We start from the raw sequence: 22,815 nt of genomic DNA on the forward strand, positions 1-22,815 counted from the left end.
GGCAGAACGGGCATGCTCCGGCGGGAACCCGCCACATCCGGCGCGGCCGGGACACAGTGGGCGCCTCGTGGTGAAAGCATCTGCTCGGGCGCACAGTCCTTCCGCACAACGGCGCGCCCGTCCCCGCACGGCCACCACGATGGTCCGAGGAGAGAGTGACGATGACCGAGGCGACTCGGCGCGCGCCCGGCACACCCTGCTGGGTGAGCCTGATGGTGCACGACCTTGACGCGACGCAGGAGTTCTACGCGTCGCTGTTCGGATGGGAGTTCGCGCCCGGCCCGCAGCAGTTGGGCCCGTACGTCCGAGGGCTGCTCGACGGCAAGGTGGTGGCGGGGATCGGCCGCCTGCCCGCCGACCGTCACCTGCCGGTGGCCTGGACGCCGTATCTGGCGACGGACGACGCTGACGCGACGGCCGAGGCGATCAGGAGCGCCTGCGGCACCGTGGGCGTGGGCCCGCTGGTCGCCGGGGACGAGGGACGGCTGGCCATCGCCTCCGACCCGGTCGGTACGGTCTTCGGCGTCTGGCAGGCGGCGGCGCACACCGGCACCGCCGTCCACGGCGCGCACGGCACCCCGGTGTGGAACGAGCTGGTCGCCCGGGACACCTCGGTGAGCAAGTTCTACCAGGTGGTCTTCGGCCACGAGGCGCAGGCGAGCGTCCCCTCCGGCGCGGACGACTCCGCGGAGGAGGACCGTCTGACGCTGCTCGTCGGCGGCCGGCCGGTGGCGTCGGTGCACGGTGTCGGCAACGCGCTGCCGCGTGACCGCGGCCCGCACTGGATGACGTACTTCGAGGTCGAGGATCCCGACGCGGCGGCGCGGCGGGTCGTCGAGCTGGGCGGGCGGGTGATCCGGCCGCCGGGTCCGGGGACCGCCGGGCGCGAGGCGACCGTCGCGGACCCCGAGGGCGCGGTGTTCACGGTCGTCCGGACGGAACGGGACTGAGGCGACCGAGGCGGACTCAGGCGCGGGCGCGCCGGCGGCTCGTGGTCAGGCGCTCCCCACGGGCAGGACGTCCGGGGACAGGGCGGCCGCGCGGGCCGTGGCCGCCGTCATCCGGCGCCGGTGGTGGCGCCGGCACAGCACCTCGTAACCGATCTCGTCCGGCGACTGGTTGACGTCGCCGACCACGACCTGCGCGCCCTCGACGACCATCTCGCCGCCGACGGTACGGGCGTTGTGCGTGGCGCGCGCACCGCACCAGCACAGGGCCTCGACCTGCAACACCTCGACGCGGTCGGCCAGTTCGACGAGCCGCTGCGAGCCGGGGAAGAGCTTGGAGCGGAAGTCGGTGGTGATGCCGAAGGCGAAGACGTCCAGCTCCAGGTCATCGACGATGCGCGCCAGTTGGTCGACCTGCTCGGGCGCGAGGAACTGCGCCTCGTCGGCGATCACGTAGTCGCAACGGCCGCCCTTGGAGAGCCGGTCGACGAGGTACGCGTAGAAGTCGAAGCCCACGGCCGCCTCGACGGCGTCCGTGACCAGCCCGAGACGCGAGGACAGCTTGCCCTCGCCCGCACGGTCGTCCCGCGTGAAGATCATGCCCTGCAGGCCGCGCGCCGACCGGTTGTGCTCGATCTGAAGAGCGAGGGTGCTCTTTCCGCAGTCCATCGTTCCGGAGAAGAACACCAGCTCGGGCATGAGAGGTCGAGGACCTTTCGGGTCGTGGGAAGCGGTCGGCGTACGGGGGTTACGAGCGTACTTCGAGGAGAGGGACGAGCTGCTCGACGGGGGTCATGGACCCGTGCATGCCGACCATGGCCGACTCGTTCGGCTCGTTGACCGACGCGATGATCACCACGTCGTCGTGGGCGGCGGCCACGACGTCGCCGATCCGCCGGTACACCCGCTCGTCGATGCGGTCGCCGAACCAGCCCGCGGCGATCGCCTCGTCGCGCCCGGCCACCCAGAACTGCTCGCCGAGCACCTCCCGCCAGACCGCGAGCACATCGGACTCGGCGCCCGGCACGGCGTAGACATGGCGGGCCCGGCCCTCGCCGCCCAGCAGGGCGACACCGGCGCGCAGTTCCCAGTCCTCGTCGAAGTCGATACGGGACTGCTCGCCGAAGGGAATGTCGATCATGCCGTGATCGGCGGTGACGTACAGGGCGGCACGCGGCGGCAGTTGCTCGGCGAGGCGCTGCACCAGCCGGTCCACGTACATCAACTGGCCGCGCCAGGCGTCGGAGTCGACGCCGAATCGGTGGCCCTTGCCGTCGACCTCGCTGTAGTACGTGTAGACGAGGGAGCGGTCGGCGGCGGCGAGCTGCTCGGCCGCCAGGTCCATGCGCTCCTCGCCGGAGAGGCGCCCGTGAAACGTTCCGCCGCTGAGCGCGATCTTGGTGAGGGGCGTCTGCTCGAACGTCGGCGAGGACACCTGGGCCGTGTGCACGCCCGCCTCGTCGGCGAGCTGGAAGACGGTCGGGTACGGCTGCCAGACGCGCGGCGGGGTCCACGGCTTCCAGCGCAGCTGGTTCATCAGCTCGCCGGTCTCCGGATTGCGCGCGGTGTAGCCGGGCAGACCGTGCACACCGGGCGGCAGGCCGGTGCCGACGGAGGCGAGCGAGGTCGCGGTCGTCGCGGGGAACCCGGCGGTGATCGGACGCCCCGTGCCGCCGCGCGAGGTGCCCAGCAGGGAGGTCAGGTACGGGGCCTCGTCCGGGTGCGCCAGGATCTGCTCCCAGCCGAGACCGTCGATGAGGAACACGCAGTTGCGGTCGGCGGGGGTCAGTTCCGGGATGCCCCGGCCGAGCCCGGGGACGCCCTGGCCTGCCGCCAGAGTGGGCAGCAGATCCGCGAGCGAGCCGCTGCCGTACTCGGGAACGGGCGCGGTGTCGAGTGCGAGCGGAGTGGGTTCGTCCGGCCAGACAGCACTCTGTGCGGGCTGGGCCATCAGCGGGTGGCCGCCGTGGCTTCGGAGAGCGCCTGGGCGAAGGCGAGCGTCTGGCGCACGGTGTCGGGGCCGTCCCCCGCCTCGCTCACCCGCAGGCTGAGGTCGTCGGCGGTGGAGTTGCCGGTGTAGCCGTGGTCGGCGTCGCAGTTCGGGTCGCCGCAGGCGGCGGGCTCCAGGTCGATGCGGGAGACGGCGCCCCAGCCGATGGTGAGCACGACCTCACGGGGCAGGGTGCCGGGGGTGTACGACTCCGGGTTGGCGACGACCCGGCTGACCACGACGGACGAGATGCGGTCCAGCTTGACCGACTCGGTGGACGTGGTGGCGTACGGCGTCGGGGAGCTGTCGTCGGCGGCCTGCTCGTCGGTGTGGCTGACGATGAACCGGTTCGCCGTCAGGACGAGGACCGTGACATGGCGGCGGACCTCGTTGGCGTCGAACGTGGTCTCCTGGTGCACGACGTACGACGAGATCGGCTCGCCACCGACAGCGGCCTCCACCGCCTCGGCCACGAGGGCCGGGTAGTAGCCGCTGCGCTCGATCGCCGCGCGCAGCCCCTGGGTCGTCGTACCGGTCTTCGCCATGCCGTCCATCCTACGGGGCCCCGGGGGCCCTGAGCGCTCAGTAGCTGGGGAGTCGGCGGGGGCCCAGGTCGGTGCGCGGGGGCGGGGGTGCGAGGCGTACGGACGCGTCGAGCACGGAGAGGCCCTGTGGTGCGACGACGACCGGTTCGAGTCCGATCGACACCACTTCGGGGTGGTCGTCGACCAGCCGGGAGACCCGCAGCAGCAGCTCCTCGAGCGCGGCGGTGTCGACGGGCGCGGAGCCGCGCCAGCCGAACAGGAGAGGGGCGGTGCGGATGCTGCGGACCAGCTCGGCGGCGTCGCGGTCGGTGGCGGGGACCAGGCGGTGCGCGGTGTCGCCGAGCAGCTCGGAGGGCGGGCCCGCGAGTCCGAAGGACAGCACGGCGCCGGCGGCGGGGTCGATGGCGGCGCGCACGACGGTGTCGACCCCGCGCGGGACCATCGCCTGGACGACGGGCTGGAGCTCGGCGGGCTTGCCGAGGGAGCCGGTCAACTCCTCGTACGCCTGGCGCAGTTGCGTCTCGTCGGCGAGATCCAGGCGTACGCCGCCGAGGTCGGCGCGGTGGCGCAGATGGGGGGCGGTGGTCTTGAGGGCGACGGGGTAGCCGAGGCGCCGGGCGGCCTCGACGGCGGAATCCGTGTCCGAGGCGGGCAGCGCGGGCCGGACGGGGATGCCGTAGCGGGCGAGCAGCTCGTGGGTGTCGGCCTGGCCGAGGGTGAAGCCGCGGGCGTCGCTGTCGTCGCCGAGCAACCGCTCGATCTGGGCGGCGGCACCCGTCTCGTCGATGTCGTCGTACTCGGGCACCCTGCCCGGCTCGGCGGCCTGCCGCCGCCACTGGGCGTACCTGACGGCCTCCGCCAGCGCCCGCACGGCACGCTCCGCGGCGGGATAGGCGGGGATGCGCCGCGTGTCGTCGCCGGGGGCGGATGTACCTGCGGGGCCGTGCGCGGCCGGGGCGGGGGGGCCCGCCGGGTCGGCTGCGGGCCCCCGCGTGCCGGGGGCGGTTCCGCCGGCCGCAGCATCTGCCGGGTGGCTGCCCGGACCGGGAGCGCGGGAGGGGGTGTCACTGGGGGCGGGCGCGCCCTGGCCACCGGCCGGGCGGCTGCCCGACCCGTGTGGTGCGTCCGCCGATCGCGTTCCCGGTTCGCCTGGGGACGCGTGCGCGTCGGCGGAGCCGGGCCCGGAGGAGCCGGACGGCCTGCCCGACACGCGGCCCCGCAGACCGAACCATGACCGGGAGCCGCCGGAGCGGGACCTCTCGTCGGCCGCACGTCCGCCTTCGGACGGGGATGCGCCCCCGTCCCCGTCCGCGTCCACCGGGACGGAAACCCCCGCTCGCCGCTGCTCCGAGGCCGGTACGGAGCCACCGCCGGCGCCGGTCGTGCCGGCCTCCGCCGACTGCGAGGCGCCCTCGTCGCCCTCGTCACCCGGGGTGCTCTCGACGCTCCGGGCCTGCTGGCCCCCCGGCCCCCCGGCGGCAGCGGCAGCCGATGCGGCTCCCGGATCGGGCTGCCGATCGTCCGGCACCGACGCGTCCTCGACGCGGCGGTCCGCCCGCACCGTCGGGCCACCTGCGCCCGTCTCGGCGGCGGCGGACGGCGGCGGCGCGTACGCGCGGGCGCGGGGGGCCGTGCTCGACGCCGCCGAGAGCGCGTCCGCCAGCGCGCCCATCTCGACGTGGACCACCGCCACCGGCTTCGCGGGGCTCGTGGCCGCCGCGTCGCGCAGGGCGGCGGCCAGCACCTCGCCGTCGCCCGACTCCGTGACGCCGTTCTCACCGACCCACGGGATCGCCGTGACGACGACGGCGTCGCACGCCTCGTCCTCCAGCGCCCGGGCCAGCGCCGTCCGGAAGTCCGCCGGCGTGGCCTCGGTCGTGAGGTCGAGCGGCGGCAGCGGGCGCAGCCCCTCGGTGAGGCAGGCGTCGTACGCGAGGAGCCCGAGAGACTCCGAGTTGCCGAGGATCGCGACTCTCGGCCCCGCCGGCAGGGGCTGGCCCGCGAGGAGCAGCCCCGCGTCGATCAGCTCGGTCACGGTGTCGACGCGGATCACGCCCGCCTGGCGCATCAGCGCGCCGACCGTCGCGTCCGGCATCCGCGTCACCGGCACCGCGTGCCCGGGCGGCGCACTGCCGCTGTGTCGCGCGCCCTTGACGACGACGACCGGCTTGACCGCCGCCGTGCGCCGGGCGAGCCGGGTGAACTTGCGCGGATTGCCGAGGGACTCGAGGTAGAGCAGGGCGACGTCGGTGCCCGGGTCCTCGTACCAGTACTGGAGGAAGTCGTTGCCCGAGACGTCCGCGCGGTTGCCGGACGAGATGAACGACGACAGCCCCGCGCCGCGCCGGTGCAGACCCGAGAGCAGCGCGATGCCGATCGCCCCGGACTGGGTGAACAGACCGATGCGCCCGGGCGCGGGGGACTCGGGGGCGAGGGAGGCGTTGAGCCGGACGGTGTCCGCGGTGTTGATGATGCCGAAGGCGTTCGGCCCGATGATCCGCATGCCGTACGAGCGGGCCTGGCGCACCAGTTCGCGCTGGCGCTCCCGGCCCGCCGCGCCGCTCTCAGCGTATCCGGCGCTCAGGACCACCAGGCCCTGGACGCCGTGCTCGCCGCAGTCGGCGACCACCTCGGTCACCCGCTCGGCGGGGACGGCGACGATCGCGAGGTCGACGGGCTCCCCGGCCTCGCCGACCGAGCGGACGGCCGGAACGCCCTCCACCTCGCTGCGCCCCTCGGGGAAGGCGCGGTTCACCGCGTACACCCGCCCGGTGAAGCCGGCGCCCAGGAGGTTGCGCAGGGTGGTGCGGCCGACGCCGCCGGGCCGGCGGCCCACGCCGATCACCGCGATCGAGCCCGGCGCGAGGAGGCGCTGCACGGAACGGGCCTCGGCCCGCTGCTCGCGACCGCGCTGCACGGCGAGCGACTCCTCGGTCGGCTCGAGCTCGAGGGTGAGGTGGACGGAGCCGTCCTCGAAGCTGCGCTTCTGGGTGTACCCGGCGTCCCGGAACACCTTGATCATCTTGTTGTTGGCGGGCAGGACCTCGGCCGCGAACCGCCGGATGCCGCGCTCCCGCGCCACGGCGGCGATGTGCTCCAGCAGGGCGGAGGCGATCCCGCGCCCCTGGTGGGCGTCCTGGACGAGGAAGGCGACCTCGGCCTCGTCGGCGGGAGCGCTGGCCGGGCGGCCCTGTGCGTTGATCCGGTCGTAGCGGACGGTCGCGACGAACTCGCCCCCGACCGTCATCGCGAGCCCCACCCGGTCCACGTAGTCGTGGTGGGTGAAACGATGGACGTCCTTGTCGGACAGGCGGGGGTAGGGCGCGAAGAAGCGGTAGTACTTCGACTCGTCGGAGACCTGCTCGTAGAAGCTGACGAGCCGGTCGGCGTCCTCGGTGGTGATGGGCCTGATGCGCGCGGTGCCACCGTCGCGCAGCACCACGTCTGCTTCCCAGTGATCGGGGTAGGCGTGCTCCGACGAGGTCTGCATGGGCCAAGCGTACGGCCCAGTCACGGGTCGCGTGGGTGGTTGTGGACGGGCACGCTGAGAGGGCTCCGCGGGGCCCGTGACCACCATCCGGACGCCGACGGAAGCACGTCGGAGCGCATGAGAGACTGGTCTAGACAACCCGTTGAGACTTGAAGGGCAACACCATGGCTGAGCGTCGCGTCAATGTCGGCTGGGCCGAGGGCCTTCACGCCCGCCCCGCTTCCATCTTCGTTCGTGCCGCGACGGCCGCCGGCGTTCCGGTGACGATCGCCAAGGCCGATGGCAACCCCGTCAACGCCGCCTCCATGCTGGCCGTGCTGGGCCTCGGCGCGCAGGGCGGCGAGGAGATCGTGCTGGCTTCCGACGCGGACGGCGCCGACGCCGCGCTGGACCGTCTGGCCAAGCTTGTGGCCGAGGGCCTCGACGAGCTGCCCGAGACGGTCTGACCCTCCGACGCGATTCCGGCTCTCCGGCCCGTCCGGCCGAGCGCGCGAGAACCACGGCGAAGCCGCGGCGTTCCACGACTGAGGAACCCGCGGCTTTATCCGTTCCCGTTCCGTCCCGGCACAAATGAATTCTGGCGGGCCAAAAACAGGGCCCCGAGAAGACTCTCGAATAAACCCTTCTTGTATACGGCTCGATTGTTAATTTCGGACGCTCGCAATGTTTACGGAATGTTGCGAAGTCCTCACCCGGTCCGGGCGTCGCAGCCGGTGCGCGGCCGCCGCCCTTTCCACGTGGAGGGCCGTGAGCGCCCGGGCCCTTTCCACGTCTCCGCGCGCCACCGCGTCAACGATCGCGCCGTGCTCGGCCCAGGACTCGACGGGCACGGCCGGCTGGTCGACGGCGTACATCCAGGCGATCTTGTGCCGCAGCTGGGTCAGCAGGGCCGTCAGCCCCGGGCTGCCGCAGGCCTGCGCGAGCGTCTCGTGGAACCAGGCGCCCAGGGAGCGCAGGTCCTCGCCCTGCCCGCGGCGTGCTCTCTCCTGACCCAGCCTCACCAGGCCGCGCAGCACCTTGAGATGGGCCTCGGTGCGCCGCTGGGCGGCACGCGCGGCACCGAGCGGCTCCAGCAGCATGCGGATCTCCAGCAGGTCGGCCGCCTCCTGCTCGGTGGGCTCGGCGACGTGCGCGCCGGCGTGGCGGCGGGTGACGACGAAGCCCTCCGACTCCAGGGTCCGCAGGGCCTCGCGGACCGGGACGCGGGAGACCCCGTAGCGGCGCGCGAGGTTCTCCTCGGTGAGCCGGCTGCCCCGCTCGAATACACCGGAGACGATGTCGTCGCGGATCGCTGTGCATACAGAGTGCGCGGGAATGCGCATGTCCGAACCTCCGCCTTGATCCGCGCGAAACGCAGCCGATTGACTCGTGTCCGGTGACTCTATTCCAGTCCACGGGATTTTCCGATGGCCGACCGGAATCCATGGATATCTTTTGGCCGGAAACGACGTATTGGATCGCCGCCTCTCGCGTCGCCGGACCGGGGAGGCGGCAGGCTCCCCACGACGGCTGCGGCAGGGTCCGCCGGACCTCGGGCCGTCTCCGGCGGTCCCGCGGACCGCGCCCCACCGCGGATCGCGCTGCGGCTACCGGAGGTAGCATCCGGCCGGCCGCCCGCGGTGCGAGACGCCGGCCGTCGCATACAACCGGGGCCCCACGGCTCGCATCCGGCCACGGGGCCGACGGACGACCGCGGTACAGCCGCCCCGGCAGCGCCGGAAACCGGCCGTCGTACACAACCGGGGCCACCAGGGCCGACCGGGCCGGCGGGACTGGCCTCGCGGTCGGGACGAGCGGTGCCGGACGCCGAGCGCAGTCGGCGGCAGGGGCGTCCGCCGAGCGGTACGCCGCGTACAGCCGAACGCACCGGCGGCGGACGGGGAGGCTGCCGGGCGCCCGAGGCTCTGTCACGGAAGCGCGAAGACCCCCGGCGTACGCCGGGGGTCTTCGCGAGGACGTCGGGTCAGACGCTGACGCCGCGGGCGCGCAGATACGCGACCGGGTTCATGTCGGAGCCGTACTCCGGCGAGGTCCGGGCCTCGAAGTGGAGGTGCGGGCCGGTCGAGTTGCCGGTCGAGCCCGAGAGGCCGATCTGCTGGCCGGGCATCACCCGCTGGCCGACCGAGACGTTGATCGACGACAGGTGGCCGTACTGGGTGTACGTGCCGTCGTTCATGCGCAGGACGATGTTGTTGCCGTACGCGCCGCCCCAGCCGGCTTCGACGACGGTGCCGGCGCCCACGGCCACGACCGACGTGCCGGAGGCGGCGCGGAAGTCGACGCCGGAGTGGCTGCCGGAGGACCACAGGGACCCGCCGGCCTGGTAACCGGTGGTCACGAACGAGCCGGCGACCGGCAGCCGGAAGGAGTTCAGGCGGCGGCGCTCGGCCTCACGGGCGGCGCGCTCCTTGGCCTCGCGGGCCTCCTTCGCGCGCGCCTCGGCCTTGCGCTTCGCCTCGGCCTCGGCCTTCGCCTTCGCCCGGGCCTTGGCGGCCGCCTCGGCGGCCTCCTGCTTCTGGGCGGCGGCCTGGTCGGCGATCTCGTCGGCGATGGACCCCATGGAGACGATCTGGGTGAGGCCGGTGTCCTCGACCGAGGGCTCCGCGTCGGCGGCGAGCGCCGGGGAGGCGAGGCTTCCGATGACGCCGGTGGTGGCCAGAGTCGCGACGCCGGCGATGTTCCGGCTCCTGCGCGTCAGACGGCTCGGGGCACGGTGCTTCCCGGTGGCACGGGTGAACGCCATGAAAAGGCTGGTCCTTTCCTTCCTTCTCGCCTACCGGGTTAGCTGACGGGTTCGGAGCAGGAAGGTCTCCTACGGGCCCCTCCGCGCGGGCGAAGGCGTCCGATTCACCCCAGGGGACTGGGTCCCCGGCTCCCCGGGCTCGCGCCTGAAGGGGACTCGGCGATGACTGTCCGATGCCGCGGGTGCGGCGTGATCCAGGCGGACAGCCGGACCGACGCTAGGCAGTTCATCCGCCGATCACCAAACAGACAGCCCCTTTTGTAGCGCATGCCACAGGGCAGACAGGCCACCTCCCCAACAAACCGGGCATAGCACGGAACCCCGGCATACAACTCGAAGCCGGGGTTCCGTTTGGATGCATCGCACCCGTTCTGCGCGTCTTCTCCTGATGCGCGGCCTTCGATCAGCCCGTGACGACGGTCACTTCACCGATCCCGAGCGCCCTGACCGGGGCCTCGATCTGCGCCGCGTCGCCGACCAGCACCGTGACCAGACGGTCCACGGGGAACGCGCTGACCGCCGCCGCGGTCGCCTCCACCGTGCCCGTCTCGGCCAGGCGGGCGTACAACTGCGCCTGGTAGTCGTCCGGGAGGTGCTGCTCGACCTGGTCGGCGAGCGTGGCCGCGACCGACGCCGCGGTCTCGTACTTCAGGGGGGCGACGCCGACCAGGTTCTGCACGGCGACGTCGCGCTCGGCGTCGGTGAGCCCCTCCGCCGCCAGCGTGCGCAGCACCGTCCACAGGTCCTCCAGCGCGGGGCCGGTGTTCGGCGTGTCCACGGAGCCGCTGATGGCCAGCATCGAGGCGCCCGAGCCGTCCGGGGCGGACAACAGCACCTGGCCGAAGGCCCGTACGCCGTAGGTGTAGCCCTTCTCCTCGCGCAGGACGCGGTCGAGCCGGGAGGTCAGCGTGCCGCCCAGGCAGTACGTGCCGAGCACCTGGGCGGGCCAGACGCTGTCGTGGCGGTCGGGGCCGGTACGGCCGATCAGCAACTGCGTCTGCACGGCGCCGGGGCGGTCGACGATGAACACCCGGCCGGTGTCGTCGGCCGTGATGGCCGGCACGGGCCGGGTGGCCGCCTTGTCGCCCGTCCAGGCCCCGAGGGTCTCGGCGAGGACGGCGTCCACATCGATCCCGGAGAGGTCGCCGACGATCACGACGGTCGACGTGGACGGCCGAACGTGCGCCTCGTAGAAGGCCCGTACGGCCGCGGAGTCGATCCTCGCCACCGTCTCCTCGGTGCCCTGGCGCGGCCGGGACACGCGCAGGGACGACGGGAAGAGCTCCTTGGAGAGCTGCTTGGCCGCGCGGCGGGCCGGGTTGGCCATCTCGTGCGGGATCTCGTCGAGGCGGTTGCGGACGAGCCGGTCGACCTCGCCCGCCGCGAAGGCGGGGGCGCGCAGGGCGTCGGCGAGCAGACCGAGCCCCTTGGGCAGCCGGGAGGCGGGGACCTCCAGCGAGACGCGGACACCGGGGTGGTCGGCGAGCGAGTCGAGCGTGGCGCCGCAGCGCTCCAGCTCGGCGGCGAAGTCCTCGGCGCTGTGCTTGTCGGTGCCCTCCGAGAAGGCACGGGCCATGATCGTGGCGACGCCGTCGAGGCCCTCGGGCTCCGCCTCCAGGGGCGCGCCGAGGAGGATCTCCACGGCGACGACCTTCTGGCCGGGGCGGTCGCAGCGCAGCACGGTCAGCCCGTTGTCCAGGGTGCCGCGCTCGGGGGCCGGGAAGGCCCAGGGCCGGGCGGTGCCGGGGGTGGGCTGCGGGTGGAAGTCCATGGTCACGGCAGCGTCGCTCACTGGTCCGCCCCCTTGTGCTCGTCGTTCTCGTCGGCCGCCGCGGCCTCGTCGCTGATGTCGCTGTCGTCGGCGGAGATGGGCTCGTAGACCAGGACGGCCCTGTTGCGCGGGTGCAGCCTGGCCTCGGCGACCGCCTGCACCTCCTCGGCGGTGACGTCGAGGACGCGCTGCACGGCGGTCAGCGCCAGCTGCGGGTCGCCGAACAGGACGGCGAAACGGCACAGTTCGTCGGCACGGCCGGCAACGGTGCCGAGCCGGTCGAGCCATTCGCGCTCGAGCTGGGCCTGGGCGCGCTCCATCTCCTCGGGCGTCGGGCCCTCGGCCGCGAACCGCGCGAGCTCCTCGTCGACGGCGGCCTCGATCTGCGGGACCTCGACGCCGCCGGACGTCTTGACGTCCAGCCAGCCGAGCGACGGGGCACCGGCCAGGCGCAGCAGCCCGAACCCGGCGGCGACGGCCGTCTGGTCGCGGCGCACCAGGCGGTTGTGCAGCCGCGAGGACTCGCCGCCGCCGAGGACGGTGAGCGCCAGGTCGGCGGCGTCGCACTCGCGGGTGCCGTCGTGCGGGAGGCGGTAGGCGGCCATCAGGGCGCGGGCGGGGACCTCCTCGACGATCTCCTCGCGCAGCTGCTCGCCGATGACGTCCGGCAGGGAGCCGTCGCGCGGGGGCTGCTTGCCGTCGTGGGACGGGATGGAGCCGAAGTACTTCTCGATCCATGCGAGCGTCTGCTGCGGATCGATGTCACCGACGACCGACAGCACCGCGTTGTTCGGCGCGTAGTAGGTGCGGAAGAAGGTGCGGGCGTCCTCGAGGGTCGCCGCGTCGAGGTCGGCCATCGAGCCGATCGGCGTGTGGTGGTACGGGTGGCCCTCGGGGTAGGCGAGGCCGGTCAGCCTCTCGAACGCCGTGCCGTACGGCACGTTGTCGTAGCGCTGACGGCGCTCGTTCTTGACGACGTCGCGCTGGTTCTCCATCGACTCGTCGTCGAGCGCGGCCAGCAGCGAGCCCATGCGGTCGGCCTCCAGCCAGAGCGCCAGCTCCAGCTGGTGGGCGGGCATGGTCTCGAAGTAGTTGGTGCGCTCGAAGCTGGTCGTGCCGTTCAGCGAGCCGCCGGCGCCCTGGACGAGCTCGAAGTGGCCGTTCCCCTTCACCTGGCCCGAGCCCTGGAACATGAGGTGCTCGAAGAGGTGGGCGAGTCCTGTACGGCCCTTGACCTCGTGACGGGAGCCGACGTCGTACCAGAGGCAGACCGCGGCGACCGGGGTCAGGTGGTCCTCCGAGAGCACGACGCGCAGGCCGTTGGCCAGGCGGTGCTCGGTCGCTGTCAGGCCGCCGGAGTCGGCCTGAGCTGTGGCCGTGTGACCCATGGGCATGTACGTCCCTTCGATCGCGATGCTGAATGTGCTGCCAGACCTGCCACTGTATGCAAGCGTGCTGCCACCTGGCGAAGTTCCCGGCCGCCGGTCGGCGTTGTTCGCCCGCTCGTGGGGGACGCGGCCGCGGGGCCGCGGCGAGCCCCGTGCCCGGGTCGCGGTCCACGTTGTCAGCGGGACGGTCCACAATGGTCGGCGTCAGATCCAGCCTGGTACGTGAAGGAGCAGCAGCCGCGATGGCCCGCCGCAGCACGAAGACCCCACCGCCGGACGATTTCGAGGAGAGGATCCTCGACATCGACGTCGTGGACGAAATGCAGGGCTCCTTCCTCGAGTACGCGTACTCGGTGATCTACTCCCGCGCCCTGCCCGACGCCCGCGACGGCATGAAGCCGGTGCACCGCCGCATCGTCTACCAGATGAACGAGATGGGCCTGCGCCCCGACCGCGGCTACGTGAAGTGCGCCCGCGTCGTCGGCGAGGTGATGGGCAAGCTGCACCCGCACGGCGACGCGTCGATCTACGACGCCCTGGTGCGCATGGCGCAGCCGTTCTCGATGCGCCTGCCGCTCGTCGACGGCCACGGGAACTTCGGCTCGCTGGGCAACGACGACCCGCCGGCCGCCATGCGGTACACCGAGTGCCGCATGGCGGACGCCACGAGTCTGATGACGGAGTCGATCGACGAGGACACGGTCGACTTCCAGTCGAACTACGACGGCCAGGAGCGGGAGCCGGTCGCCCTCCCCGCCGCCTACCCGAACCTCCTGGTCAACGGGGCCTCCGGCATCGCGGTCGGCATGGCGACCAACATGCCCCCGCACAATCTGGGCGAGGTCATCGCCGCGGCCCGGCACCTGATCAGATATCCCCACGCCGACCTCGAAGCGCTGATGCGCCATGTGCCCGGCCCCGACCTGCCGACCGGCGGCCGGATCGTCGGCCTCGGCGGGATCAAGGACGCCTACGAGACCGGCCGCGGCACGTTCAAGATTCGCGCCACCGTGTCCGTCGAGACGGTCACCGCCCGCCGCAAGGGCCTGGTCGTCACCGAACTGCCCTTCTCGGTCGGTCCCGAGAAGGTGATCTCCAAGATCAAGGACCTGGTCTCGGCGAAGAAGCTGCAGGGCATCGCCGACGTCAAGGACCTCACGGACCGGCAGCACGGCCTGCGCCTGGTCATCGAGATCAAGAACGGCTTCATCCCCGAGGCCGTCCTGGAGCAGCTGTACAAGCTGACACCCATGGAGGAGTCCTTCGGCATCAACAACGTGGCGCTGGTGGACGGCCAGCCGCTCACGCTGGGACTGAAGGAACTGCTGGAGGTCTACCTGGACCACCGGTTCGACGTGGTGCGCCGGCGCAGCGAGTTCCGCCGCACCAAGCGCCGCGACCGGCTCCACCTGGTCGAGGGACTTCTCGTCGCCCTGCTCGACATCGACGAGGTCATCCGCCTGATCCGCTCCAGCGACAACTCCGCCCAGGCCAAGGAACGCCTGATCGAGCACTTCTCGCTGAGCGAGATCCAGACGCAGTACATCCTCGACACTCCGCTGCGGCGCCTGACCAGGTTCGACCGGATCGAGCTCGAGAGCGAGCGCGACCGGCTCAACAGCGAGATCGAGGAGCTCACCCGGATCCTGGAGTCGGACGCCGAGCTGCGCAAGCTGGTCTCCTCCGAACTCGCTGCGGTGGCCAAGAAGTTCGGGACCCCGCGGCGCACGGTGCTGCTGGAGTCCGCGGGCGCGCCCGCGCCCGCCGCGTCGCTCCAGGTCGCGGACGACCCGTGCCGCGTGCTGCTGTCCTCGACGGGCCTGCTGGCACGCACCGCCACCGGTGAGCCGCTGGTGGACCACGGCACCAAGCGCACCAAGCACGACGTGATCGTCTCGGGGGTGCTCACGACGCAGCGCGGCGAGGTGGGTGCGGTGACGTCGGCCGGACGGCTGCTGCGCCTGTCCGTGATCGAGCTCCCGCAGCTGCCGGACACGGCGTCCGATCCCAACCTGGCGGGCGGTGCGCCGGTCGCGGAGTTCCTGACGCTGGAGGCGGACGAGCAGGTCGTCTGTCTCACCACGCTGGACGAGTCCTCGCCGGGCCTCGCGCTCGGCACCGCGCACGGCGTGGTCAAGAGGGTGGTCCCCGACTATCCGGCCAACAAGGACGAGTTGGAGGTCTTCGCGCTCAGGGGCGGGGACCGGATCGTGGGCGGCACGGAGCTGCGTACGGGCGAGGAGGACCTGGTCTTCATCACCTCCGACGCGCAGTTGCTGCGCTTCCCCGCCGCGCAGGTGCGGCCGCAGGGCCGGGCGGCCGGCGGTATGGCCGGTATCAAGCTGGCGGAGGGTGCCGAGGTGATCTCGTTCACCGCGGTCGACCCGGCCGGGGACGCGGTGGTGTTCACGGTGGCCGGCTCACAGGGCACGCTGGACGAGGCTCCGACGACGGCGAAGCTCACGCCGTTCGACCAGTACCCGCGCAAGGGGCGCGCCACCGGAGGTGTGCGCTGCCAGCGCTTCCTGAAGGGCGAGGACATGCTGGTCCTGGCCTGGGCCGGCGCAGCCCCGGCGCGCGCGGCGCAGAAGAACGGCGCACCGGCGCAGTTGCCGGAGCTCGACCCGCGCCGTGACGGCTCGGGCACGCCGCTGACGTCACCGGTCGCGGTCCTGGCGGGTCCCGCGAGCTAGAGCTCCCGGTCGGGGGTGCCGGTCCCGTCCGGCTCCCCCGGCTCGTCCACCCCGTCCGGCTCCGTGGGCACGTAGCGCAGGACGCCCCACATGCTGCGCTCGTCGGGGCGGTCCTCGGGTCCGCTCAGCGCGCAGGCCTCGATCTCCTTGCGGAGCCCCGCGGTGTCGATGCCGAAGCCGATGAGCACGAGCTGCGTCATGGGCGGCTCACCGGCCGGCCAGGGCTGCGGGGAGAAGCGCAGGAAGCGCCCGACCGCGTGGACGGCGTACCGGTTGCGCGGATCCGCCGCGCCGAAGTCGACGAAGCCCTTGATCCGGTACAGGCCGGCGGGCCTGGAGTCGAGGAACGCCATGAGCCGTCGCGGGTGCACCGGTACGTCGAGGGCGACGGAGACACTGTCGTACGCGGCGTGCAGATGCCCTTCGTGCCCGTGGCCGTGCTCGCGGTCGTACGCCTCCGCGTACAGGTCCTCGAAGGAGAGCTGACGGACCTTCTCCTCCCGTTCGGGCCGTACGGCAGGGTCCAGGAGCAGGGCGGGGTCGACCCGTCCGTACTGCGCGGAGACGACGGGTGTGGCCCCGGTGAGCTCGGCGAGCGTGTCCCGCAGCCGCTCCTGTCCGGCTTCGTCCACGCGGTCGGTCTTGTTGAGGACGACGAGGTCGGCGACGGCGAGGTGCCGGTCGAGTTCGGGATGCCGGGCCCTGGTGTCGTCGAACTCGGCGGCGTCGACGACCTCGACGAGCCCTCCGTACACGATCCGCGGGTTGTCGCTGGCGAGAATCATCCGCACGAGCTCCTGCGGCTCGGCCAGCCCGGAGGCCTCGACGACGATGACGTCGATCCGCGCCGAGGGGCGGGTGAGCTTGTCCAGATAGTCGTCCAGCTCGCTCGCGTCGACGGCGCAGCACAGGCAGCCGTTGCCGAGGGAGATCGTGGAACCGACCTGCCCGGCGACAGTCATGGCGTCGATCTCGATCGACCCGAAGTCGTTGACGACGACACCGATGCGGTTGCCGCCGTTGCGGCGCAGCAGGTGGTTGAGCAGCGTGGTCTTTCCTGATCCGAGGAAGCCCGCGAGGACGACCACGGGGATCTGGGACCTGCTCGGGCTCACTGCTGCACCTCGGACGGTTGGACTGCTCCGGCGGCCCAGGATAAGGGCGCACGCGAAGTGAACGATTGTTAGCAGCGCGTACCGGGCACACATTCGACACGGTCCCGGAAGGAACGCCTCGGCGTTCCCTCCGTGCGCCGTCGTCTCCGCCTCCCCGCCGGTCAGAGCCGCTCGGCACTCTGGGAGTCGGCAGTCATGCAGTCGACGACCGCTCACCGGTGCGCTGCGCCCGCACTCCGCCCGGTCCGGTGCCCGGTCGCCTGTCTCGGGGGTTGACATGAGCACACAGGGAAATGGGCACCAGCGGGGGGTGGCGGCGGGTATCGCGCTGGTCATCGCCTCGGCGACCGGCGTGGTGGGACTGGTCGCCGCGCTCAGCCTCGCCATCAGTTCGACGATGGAGGCGCTTGCGCCCGACACCGACGTCTCCGCCGCGAACGCCGTCTTCTCCGGCCTCGCCTTCGGCGCCGTCCTCGTCGCCATGATCGTTCAGCACGGCCAGCTCCGCCGGCAGAACTCCAGCCTGGCCACCCAGCTTCAGCACATGGAGGCCGCCAACGGCTACCAGCGGCGCGCCGACATCACGAGCCAGCACCGGCTCCAGTTCGAGCTGCTGTCCAAAGCCATGGACGATCCGGATCTCGCCGAGGTGCTCAACGCGTACGGTGACCATGTCCCGCCGGTGCGCCGGCGTCAGTATCTGTACGCCAACGCTCTCTACGGCAACCTGCTGCACGCCTACCGGATCGGCTCGACCAGCGAGCGGGACCTGAACGGCCATGTGAAGGTGATCTGCCGCAGCCCTCTCTTCCGGGAGTACTGGCGAGAGACAAGGCAGCATCGCGCCGAGCTGCCGTACGAGTCGGTCGAGGCGAAACTGGGGCGGATGGTCGACCGGGTGATCGACGAACGCCCGGCGGGGTGACCGAGGAGCAAAGCCGTCGTTTCGCCTGTGTGTAAACGGAGGCCGCAGTGGCCCGGTCGTGGCACACTGCGCCCCAGCCGTGTCAACCCCTCTCCCACACACAAGGATCGGCGCCAGTGAAGATCGTTCGTAGGATCGGAGCGTCCCCTCGCGAGCGCGGAAGCCTGTCCGGGCAGACCTGCCCGGACATTTTCGAGCTCAGCGACGGCCGCTTCGCCGTGATCGGCACCGAGGCCACGGAAGACCTCGACAAGGAGCTTCCCGCCGACGCCGCCCGCGCGGACTACGAGCGCATCGTGATCATCAGTCGCGAAACGCTCATCAGAGCCAAGGCCGACATCCCCGACGCGTAACGGCCGGCGGGGACCGCACGTGCTCGGCGCCGACCGGTGCCGAGCACGTCGTCGTTCCGGCCCCGTGAACCGCCTCGGCGTTCCGAGCCTCCCGAGTCCCCGGGGCGCGGAGGGGCCGTGCGCGGATCGCCTCGTGCGGCGTCGTCGTGTGCGGGCCGGGTACGGAATCGTCCATTTCGAAAAGCGGGCCGCGCCGTTTACCGTTCGTAGGCATGAGCCCCGTACCGACCACCCCCGCCCGGCGACGGCGGTTCGGCTGGCCGCAGCGGGTCTTCTCCCAGGTCCTGCTCATGCAGCTGGCCATCGCCACCGGCGTCACCGCGCTGGCCACCGGCCTTTTCCTCGCGCCGCTCAGCTCCCAGCTCGACGACCAGGCGATGCGGCGCGCCCTGGCCATCGCGCAGACCACCGCCTCCCCCGAGCTCGCCGACGAGGTGACCGGCACCCGCCCGTCCGCCGACGGCCCGGTGCAGAAGGAGGCCGAGCGGATCCGGGTCTCCACCGGCGCCGAGTACATCGTCGTCATGGACGACAACGGCGTGCGCTGGTCGCACACGTCACCCTCCGAGATCGGGCGCATCGTCTCGACCGACCCGAGCGAGGCTCTCGCCGGCCGTGAGGTGATGGAGATCGACAGCGGCACCCTGGGACGCTCCGCGCGGGGCAAGGTGCCGCTCAAGGACGACGAGGGCCGGATCGTCGGGGCCGTGTCGGTCGGCATCGAGTACGACAGCGTCCGCGCCAGGCTGCTCGCCGCCATCCCGGGACTCATCGCGTACGCGGGCGGTGCGCTGGCCGTCGGCGCGCTGGCGGCCTACCTGATCTCCCGCAGGCTCCAGCGGCAGACCCACGACCTCGCCTTCTCCGACATCTCCGCCCTGCTCGCCGAACGCGAGGCCATGCTCCACGGCATCCGCGAAGGCGTCGTGGCCCTCGACCGGACCGGCAGGATCCGGCTGCTCAACGACGAGGCACAGCGCCTGCTGGGGGTCGGCCCCGACGTCACCGGCCGGCCGCTGGACGAGGTGCTGGGCGAAGGCCGTACGACCGAGGTGCTCGCGGGCCGCGTCAGCGGCGAGGACCTGTTGACCGTACGGGGCAGCCGGGTACTGATCGCGAACCGGATGCCGACCGACGACGCAGGCGCCGTCGTCACGCTGCGCGACCGCACCGAACTGGAACAGCTGGGCCGGGAACTCGACTCGACCCGAGGCCTGATCGACGCTCTGCGCGCCCAGGACCACGAGCACGCGAACCGGATGCACACCCTCCTCGGTCTGCTCGAACTGGAGATGCACGAGGAGGCCGTGGAGTTCGTCACTGAGGTCGTCGGCGTGCACCGGGCGACCGCGGAGCAGGTCACGGAGAAGATCCACGATCCGCTGCTGGCGGCGTTGCTCGTGGGCAAGGCGACCGTGGCGGCCGAACGCGGGGTGTCGCTGCGCATCGCGCCCGCGACGCTGCTGCCCGACCGGCTGGTCGATCCGCGCGGACTCGTGACCGTCGTCGGCAATCTCGTCGACAACGCGCTGGACGCGGCAGCGGGCACGCCGGACGCTTCGGTCGAGGTGGAGCTGCACGCGGAGGACCGCACCGTCGTCCTGCGCATCGCGGACAGCGGACCCGGAGTCCCGCACGAGCGGCGTGAGCTGATCTTCACCGAGGGCTGGTCGACCAAGGAGCTGCCCGCGCACGGCAAGCGCGGGCTGGGGCTGGCGCTGGTGCGCAGGTTCGCCGAGCGGCAGGGCGGCGCGGCGGTGGTGAGCGAAGCCGCCGCGGGCGGCGCCGAGTTCACCGTCGTCCTGCCGGAGGCACTGACCGAGCAGCCGCTCGCGGCAATGGGAGCGGCGGAGATGCCGACGGCCGCCGCCGAGGCGTTGCGAGAGACACGATGATCGACGTACTGGTCGTGGACGACGACGTCCGGGTCGCGGAGATCAACGCGGCCTACGTCGCCAAGGTGCCGGGCTTCCGGGTCGCCGCGATCGCCCACTCGGCCGCCGAGGCACTGACCCGTATCGCCGAGACGCCCGTGGATCTGATCCTGCTCGACCACTATCTGCCGGACGAGAACGGCCTCGCCGTGGTCCGGGAGCTGCGTCGTCTCGGCCATCAGACCGATGTGATCATGGTGACTGCGGCCCGTGACGTGGCGACGGTCCAGGCCGCGATGCGTCATGGCGCCCTCCAGTACCTGGTGAAGCCGTTCAACTTCGCCGGGCTGCGCACCAAGCTGGAGGCGTACGCGACGCTGCGGCGCACCCTCGACGAGGGCGGCGAGGCGGAGCAGGCCGAGGTGGACCGCATTTTCGGCACCCTGTCGGCACGGTCGGTCGCGCCCGAACTTCCCAAGGGGCACTCACCGACGACGGCCGAAGTGGTGCGCCAGGTCCTGCTGGCCGCCGAGGGCCCGCTCTCGGCCCAGGAGATCGCGGAACGGGCGGGGATGAGCCGGCAGACCGCACAGCGCTACCTGAAGCTGCTGGAACGGGCGGACCGCGTGCGGCTGAGCCTCAAGTACGGCGAGACCGGCCGTCCCGAACACCGCTACTCCTGGACGACCAGCAGCTGAACCGCCTCCGGTGTGCGGTACGGGCAGGCTCGGACGCCACGTCACATGCTTCTGACCGGAGCCGGTTGATCGACGGCTCGGCTGCCGGAGGGACCGTCGGCGGGCCGCACCGGCAGCCCGCTACACGGCACCCGCCCCGGTCAGCGCCCGCACCTCGGTCTCGGCATGCCGGGCCGAGTCCGGCGGCTCCGACGACGTGACAGTACCGATCCAGCCCGCGAGGAAGCCGAGGGGGATCGAGACGAGACCTGGGTTCTCCAGCGGAAAGACGTGGAAGTCCATGCCCGGGAAGAGCGCCTGCGGGCTCCCGGACACCACCGGTGACAGCACCACGAGCAGCACCGAAGGGATGAGACCTCCGTAGACCGACCACACCGCCCCGCGGGTGGTGAACTTCCGCCAGAACAGCGAGTAGAGCAGGACGGGCAGGTTCGCCGACGCGGCGACCGCGAACGCCAGCCCCACCAGGAAGGCCACGTTCAGGTCGCGGGCCAGCAGTCCGAGCCCGATGGCGACGGCGCCGATCCCGACCGCCGCGATCCTGGCGACCGCCACCTCGCTGTACCCTCCGCCCTCCTGGCCGGCCGGGCGACGCAGGGTTGCGTACAGGTCGTGCGCGACCGAGGCAGAGGACGCCAGTGTGATGCCCGCGACGACCGCGAGGATCGTCGCGAAGGCCACGGCGGCGACCACCGCGAAGAGCACGGTGCCCCCGGTCGAGCCCGCTCCCCCGCCGAGGTCGAGGGCGAGCAGCGGCACGGCGGTGTTCCCGGCGGCGCTCGACGCCCGTACCTCGTCCGCGCCCACCACGGCCGCGGCGCCGAAGCCGAGAACGATCGTCATCAGATAGAAGCTGCCGATGAGGCCGATGGCCCAGACGACCGAGCGGCGGGCGGCCCGCGCGGTCGGCACGGTGTAGAAGCGCGACAGGATGTGCGGCAGTCCTGCCGTGCCCAGCACCAATGCCAGGCCGAGGCTGATGAAGTCCAGACGCGCGGTCCAGTCGCCCCCGTACCGGAGCCCGGGTGAGAGGAACTCCTTGCCGTGTCCGCTGCGCTCGGCAGCGGAGTCGAGCAACTGGCCGATGTCACCGCCGAACCGCATCAGCACGAGCACGGTCATCGCGATGGCGCCCGCCATCAGCAGCACGGCCTTCACGATCTGGATCCAGGTGGTGGCTCGCATCCCTCCCATCGACACATAGATCACCATCAGGGCACCCACGCCGACGACGGTCCACGAGCGCGCGGCTTCGCTCGTCCCGCCCAGCAGCAGCGCGACGAGGGACCCGGCTCCCACCATCTGCGCCACCAGATAGAGAACGGACACGGTGACCGAGGAAGTTCCCGACGCGATGCGCACGCGTCGCTCCTTCAGCCGGGAGGCGACGACATCGGCGAGAGTGAACCGGCCGCAGTTGCGCACCAGTTCCGCGACGAGGAAGAGAACGACGAGCCAGGCGACCAGGAACCCGACGGAGTAGAGCATTCCGTCGTAGCCGAACAGGGCGATGAGTCCGGAGATGCCGAGGAAGGAAGCGGCCGACATGTAGTCGCCCGCGATGGCGAAACCGTTCTCCATCGGGGAGAAGAGCCGCCCGCCCGCGTAGAACTCCTCGGCCGACCCGTGCCTGTGGCGGCTCACCCATGTCGTGATGCCGAGGGTGACGGCGACGAACGCGCTGAACAGCAGCAGCGCCAGTGCCTGGTGGTCGCCGCTCATCGCCCGGCCCCCCGGGTCATCTCCTGGGTTTCCCACCGCAGTTCGAGCGCCGCATCGTCGCGCCGCCGACAGGCATGGCGGGCATACGCCCAGGTCAGCAGAAACGTGGTGAGGAACTGGGCGAGTCCTGCCACCATCGCCACGTTGACCGCGCCGGCGACCGGGCGGGCCATGAGGTCCGGTGCGGTGGTCGCGGCCACCACGTAGGCGAGGTACCACAGGAAGAAGGCGAGGGATGCAGGCACGACGAACCGCCGGTAGCGGCGGCGTACTTCCTGGAAAGCGGCGCTGCGCTGCACCTCCAGATAGATCTCGGCAGTGCTCGGACCGCTCTCGCCCTGCTGCGCGGACGCCGGCGGGGTCACGGGGACCCGCCCGCCGGTACCGTCCACATCGCCCCAGCCGGAGGCCGGCGTGTCGTACCACGGGTCCTCGACCCGAACCGCCGACGCGCCTTGCCCTTCCTTCTCGTCCACGCTCAACTCTCCTTGTCAGCGAACCGTTTCGGCCCGCATGCACAAGAATGGACAAAGCGAGAAGATCTCGGACTCTTCTCCCCGG

Annotated in this window: 18 protein-coding genes and 1 riboswitch; of the genes, 7 read left to right on the forward strand and 11 right to left on the reverse strand. The window is 72.0% G+C overall.

Annotated features, from left to right (window positions below):
• Positions 1-161 precede the first annotated feature (161 nt).
• Positions 162-950 carry a VOC family protein gene (locus tag HW130_RS23355; protein ID WP_177151633.1) on the forward strand — a complete coding sequence of 263 codons (789 nt, stop codon included), beginning with the start codon at positions 162-164 and terminating at the stop codon, positions 948-950.
• A gap of 45 nt (positions 951-995) precedes the next feature.
• Here HW130_RS23355 and HW130_RS23360 read toward each other — a convergent pair whose 3' ends face one another.
• The 4 genes from HW130_RS23360 to HW130_RS23375 are packed head-to-tail and all read right to left on the reverse strand — an operon-like array spanning position 996 to position 6,972.
• The gene (locus tag HW130_RS23360) at positions 996-1,646 is read right to left on the reverse strand and encodes a thymidine kinase (RefSeq protein ID WP_177151634.1); all 651 of its coding nucleotides are present in this window, start codon (positions 1,644-1,646) and stop codon (positions 996-998) included.
• A 49-nt stretch (positions 1,647-1,695) separates the two neighbouring features.
• Positions 1,696-2,898: an alkaline phosphatase family protein gene (locus tag HW130_RS23365; RefSeq protein WP_177151635.1), complete on the reverse strand. Its 1,203-nt coding sequence runs from the start codon at positions 2,896-2,898 to the stop codon at positions 1,696-1,698.
• Positions 2,898-3,482, reverse strand: coding sequence for a DUF5998 family protein (locus tag HW130_RS23370; protein WP_177151636.1), 585 nt, complete (start codon positions 3,480-3,482; stop codon positions 2,898-2,900). Before HW130_RS23370 ends, HW130_RS23365 begins: the two co-directional genes overlap by 1 nt.
• A gap of 37 nt (positions 3,483-3,519) precedes the next feature.
• Positions 3,520-6,972, reverse strand: a complete 3,453-nt coding sequence (locus HW130_RS23375; protein ID WP_177151637.1) for a GNAT family N-acetyltransferase — start codon at positions 6,970-6,972, stop codon at positions 3,520-3,522.
• Between the two features lie 164 nt (positions 6,973-7,136).
• Here HW130_RS23375 and HW130_RS23380 point away from each other — a divergent pair, with 164 nt between their 5' ends.
• The gene (locus HW130_RS23380) at positions 7,137-7,418 is read left to right on the forward strand and encodes an HPr family phosphocarrier protein (protein WP_177151638.1); all 282 of its coding nucleotides are present in this window, start codon (positions 7,137-7,139) and stop codon (positions 7,416-7,418) included.
• Positions 7,419-7,616: 198 nt separating this feature from the next.
• On the opposite strand, the gene HW130_RS23385 is transcribed toward HW130_RS23380, so the two are convergent.
• The 4 genes from HW130_RS23385 to HW130_RS23400 all read right to left on the reverse strand — a co-directional run bounded on the left by HW130_RS23385 (position 7,617) and on the right by HW130_RS23400 (position 12,874).
• Positions 7,617-8,294, reverse strand: coding sequence for a GntR family transcriptional regulator (locus HW130_RS23385; protein ID WP_177151639.1), 678 nt, complete (start codon positions 8,292-8,294; stop codon positions 7,617-7,619).
• Between the two features lie 641 nt (positions 8,295-8,935).
• Positions 8,936-9,715, reverse strand: coding sequence for a M23 family metallopeptidase (locus HW130_RS23390; RefSeq protein WP_177151640.1), 780 nt, complete (start codon positions 9,713-9,715; stop codon positions 8,936-8,938).
• Positions 9,716-9,728: 13 nt separating this feature from the next.
• Positions 9,729-9,887, reverse strand: a riboswitch (cyclic di-AMP (ydaO/yuaA leader).
• 231 nt (positions 9,888-10,118) lie between these two features.
• Positions 10,119-11,486, reverse strand: coding sequence for a pitrilysin family protein (locus tag HW130_RS23395; protein WP_177151717.1), 1,368 nt, complete (start codon positions 11,484-11,486; stop codon positions 10,119-10,121).
• Between the two features lie 17 nt (positions 11,487-11,503).
• Positions 11,504-12,874 carry a pitrilysin family protein gene (locus tag HW130_RS23400; RefSeq protein WP_177151718.1) on the reverse strand — a complete coding sequence of 457 codons (1,371 nt, stop codon included), beginning with the start codon at positions 12,872-12,874 and terminating at the stop codon, positions 11,504-11,506.
• A gap of 242 nt (positions 12,875-13,116) precedes the next feature.
• Here HW130_RS23400 and HW130_RS23405 point away from each other — a divergent pair, with 242 nt between their 5' ends.
• Positions 13,117-15,567, forward strand: coding sequence for a DNA topoisomerase (ATP-hydrolyzing) subunit A (locus tag HW130_RS23405; RefSeq protein ID WP_177151641.1), 2,451 nt, complete (start codon positions 13,117-13,119; stop codon positions 15,565-15,567).
• On the opposite strand, the gene HW130_RS23410 is transcribed toward HW130_RS23405, so the two are convergent.
• Positions 15,564-16,682, reverse strand: coding sequence for a GTP-binding protein (locus tag HW130_RS23410; protein ID WP_309140540.1), 1,119 nt, complete (start codon positions 16,680-16,682; stop codon positions 15,564-15,566). The two genes, HW130_RS23405 and HW130_RS23410, sit on opposite strands and share 4 nt — an antisense overlap.
• Before the next feature lie 277 nt (positions 16,683-16,959).
• Between HW130_RS23410 and HW130_RS23415 the strand changes: the two genes are divergently transcribed.
• The 4 genes from HW130_RS23415 to HW130_RS23430 all read left to right on the forward strand — a co-directional run bounded on the left by HW130_RS23415 (position 16,960) and on the right by HW130_RS23430 (position 20,532).
• Positions 16,960-17,607 (forward strand): DUF6082 family protein, encoded by a 648-nt coding sequence (locus tag HW130_RS23415; protein ID WP_177151643.1) that lies wholly within the window; start codon positions 16,960-16,962, stop codon positions 17,605-17,607.
• A gap of 116 nt (positions 17,608-17,723) precedes the next feature.
• Complete coding sequence (locus HW130_RS23420; RefSeq protein ID WP_177151644.1) at positions 17,724-17,960, forward strand: hypothetical protein; 237 nt, start codon at positions 17,724-17,726, stop codon at positions 17,958-17,960.
• A gap of 212 nt (positions 17,961-18,172) precedes the next feature.
• Positions 18,173-19,855, forward strand: coding sequence for a sensor histidine kinase (locus tag HW130_RS23425; protein ID WP_177151645.1), 1,683 nt, complete (start codon positions 18,173-18,175; stop codon positions 19,853-19,855).
• A complete protein-coding gene (locus HW130_RS23430; protein WP_177151646.1) occupies positions 19,852-20,532 on the forward strand; it encodes a response regulator in 681 nt (226 codons plus the stop codon). Before HW130_RS23425 ends, HW130_RS23430 begins: the two co-directional genes overlap by 4 nt.
• A gap of 120 nt (positions 20,533-20,652) precedes the next feature.
• Here the strand turns inward: HW130_RS23430 and HW130_RS23435 are convergent, their stop codons facing one another.
• Both HW130_RS23435 and HW130_RS23440 read right to left on the reverse strand, forming a co-directional pair.
• Positions 20,653-22,254 carry a cation acetate symporter gene (locus HW130_RS23435; protein WP_177151647.1) on the reverse strand — a complete coding sequence of 534 codons (1,602 nt, stop codon included), beginning with the start codon at positions 22,252-22,254 and terminating at the stop codon, positions 20,653-20,655.
• On the reverse strand, positions 22,251-22,730 hold the full coding sequence (locus HW130_RS23440) for a DUF485 domain-containing protein (protein WP_177151648.1): 480 nt from the start codon (positions 22,728-22,730) through the stop codon (positions 22,251-22,253). Before HW130_RS23440 ends, HW130_RS23435 begins: the two co-directional genes overlap by 4 nt.
• Between the last annotated feature and the right edge of the window lie 85 nt (positions 22,731-22,815).

It is taken from the genome of Streptomyces sp. PKU-EA00015, from assembly GCF_013387495.1.
GTDB lineage: Bacteria > Actinomycetota > Actinomycetes > Streptomycetales > Streptomycetaceae > Streptomyces.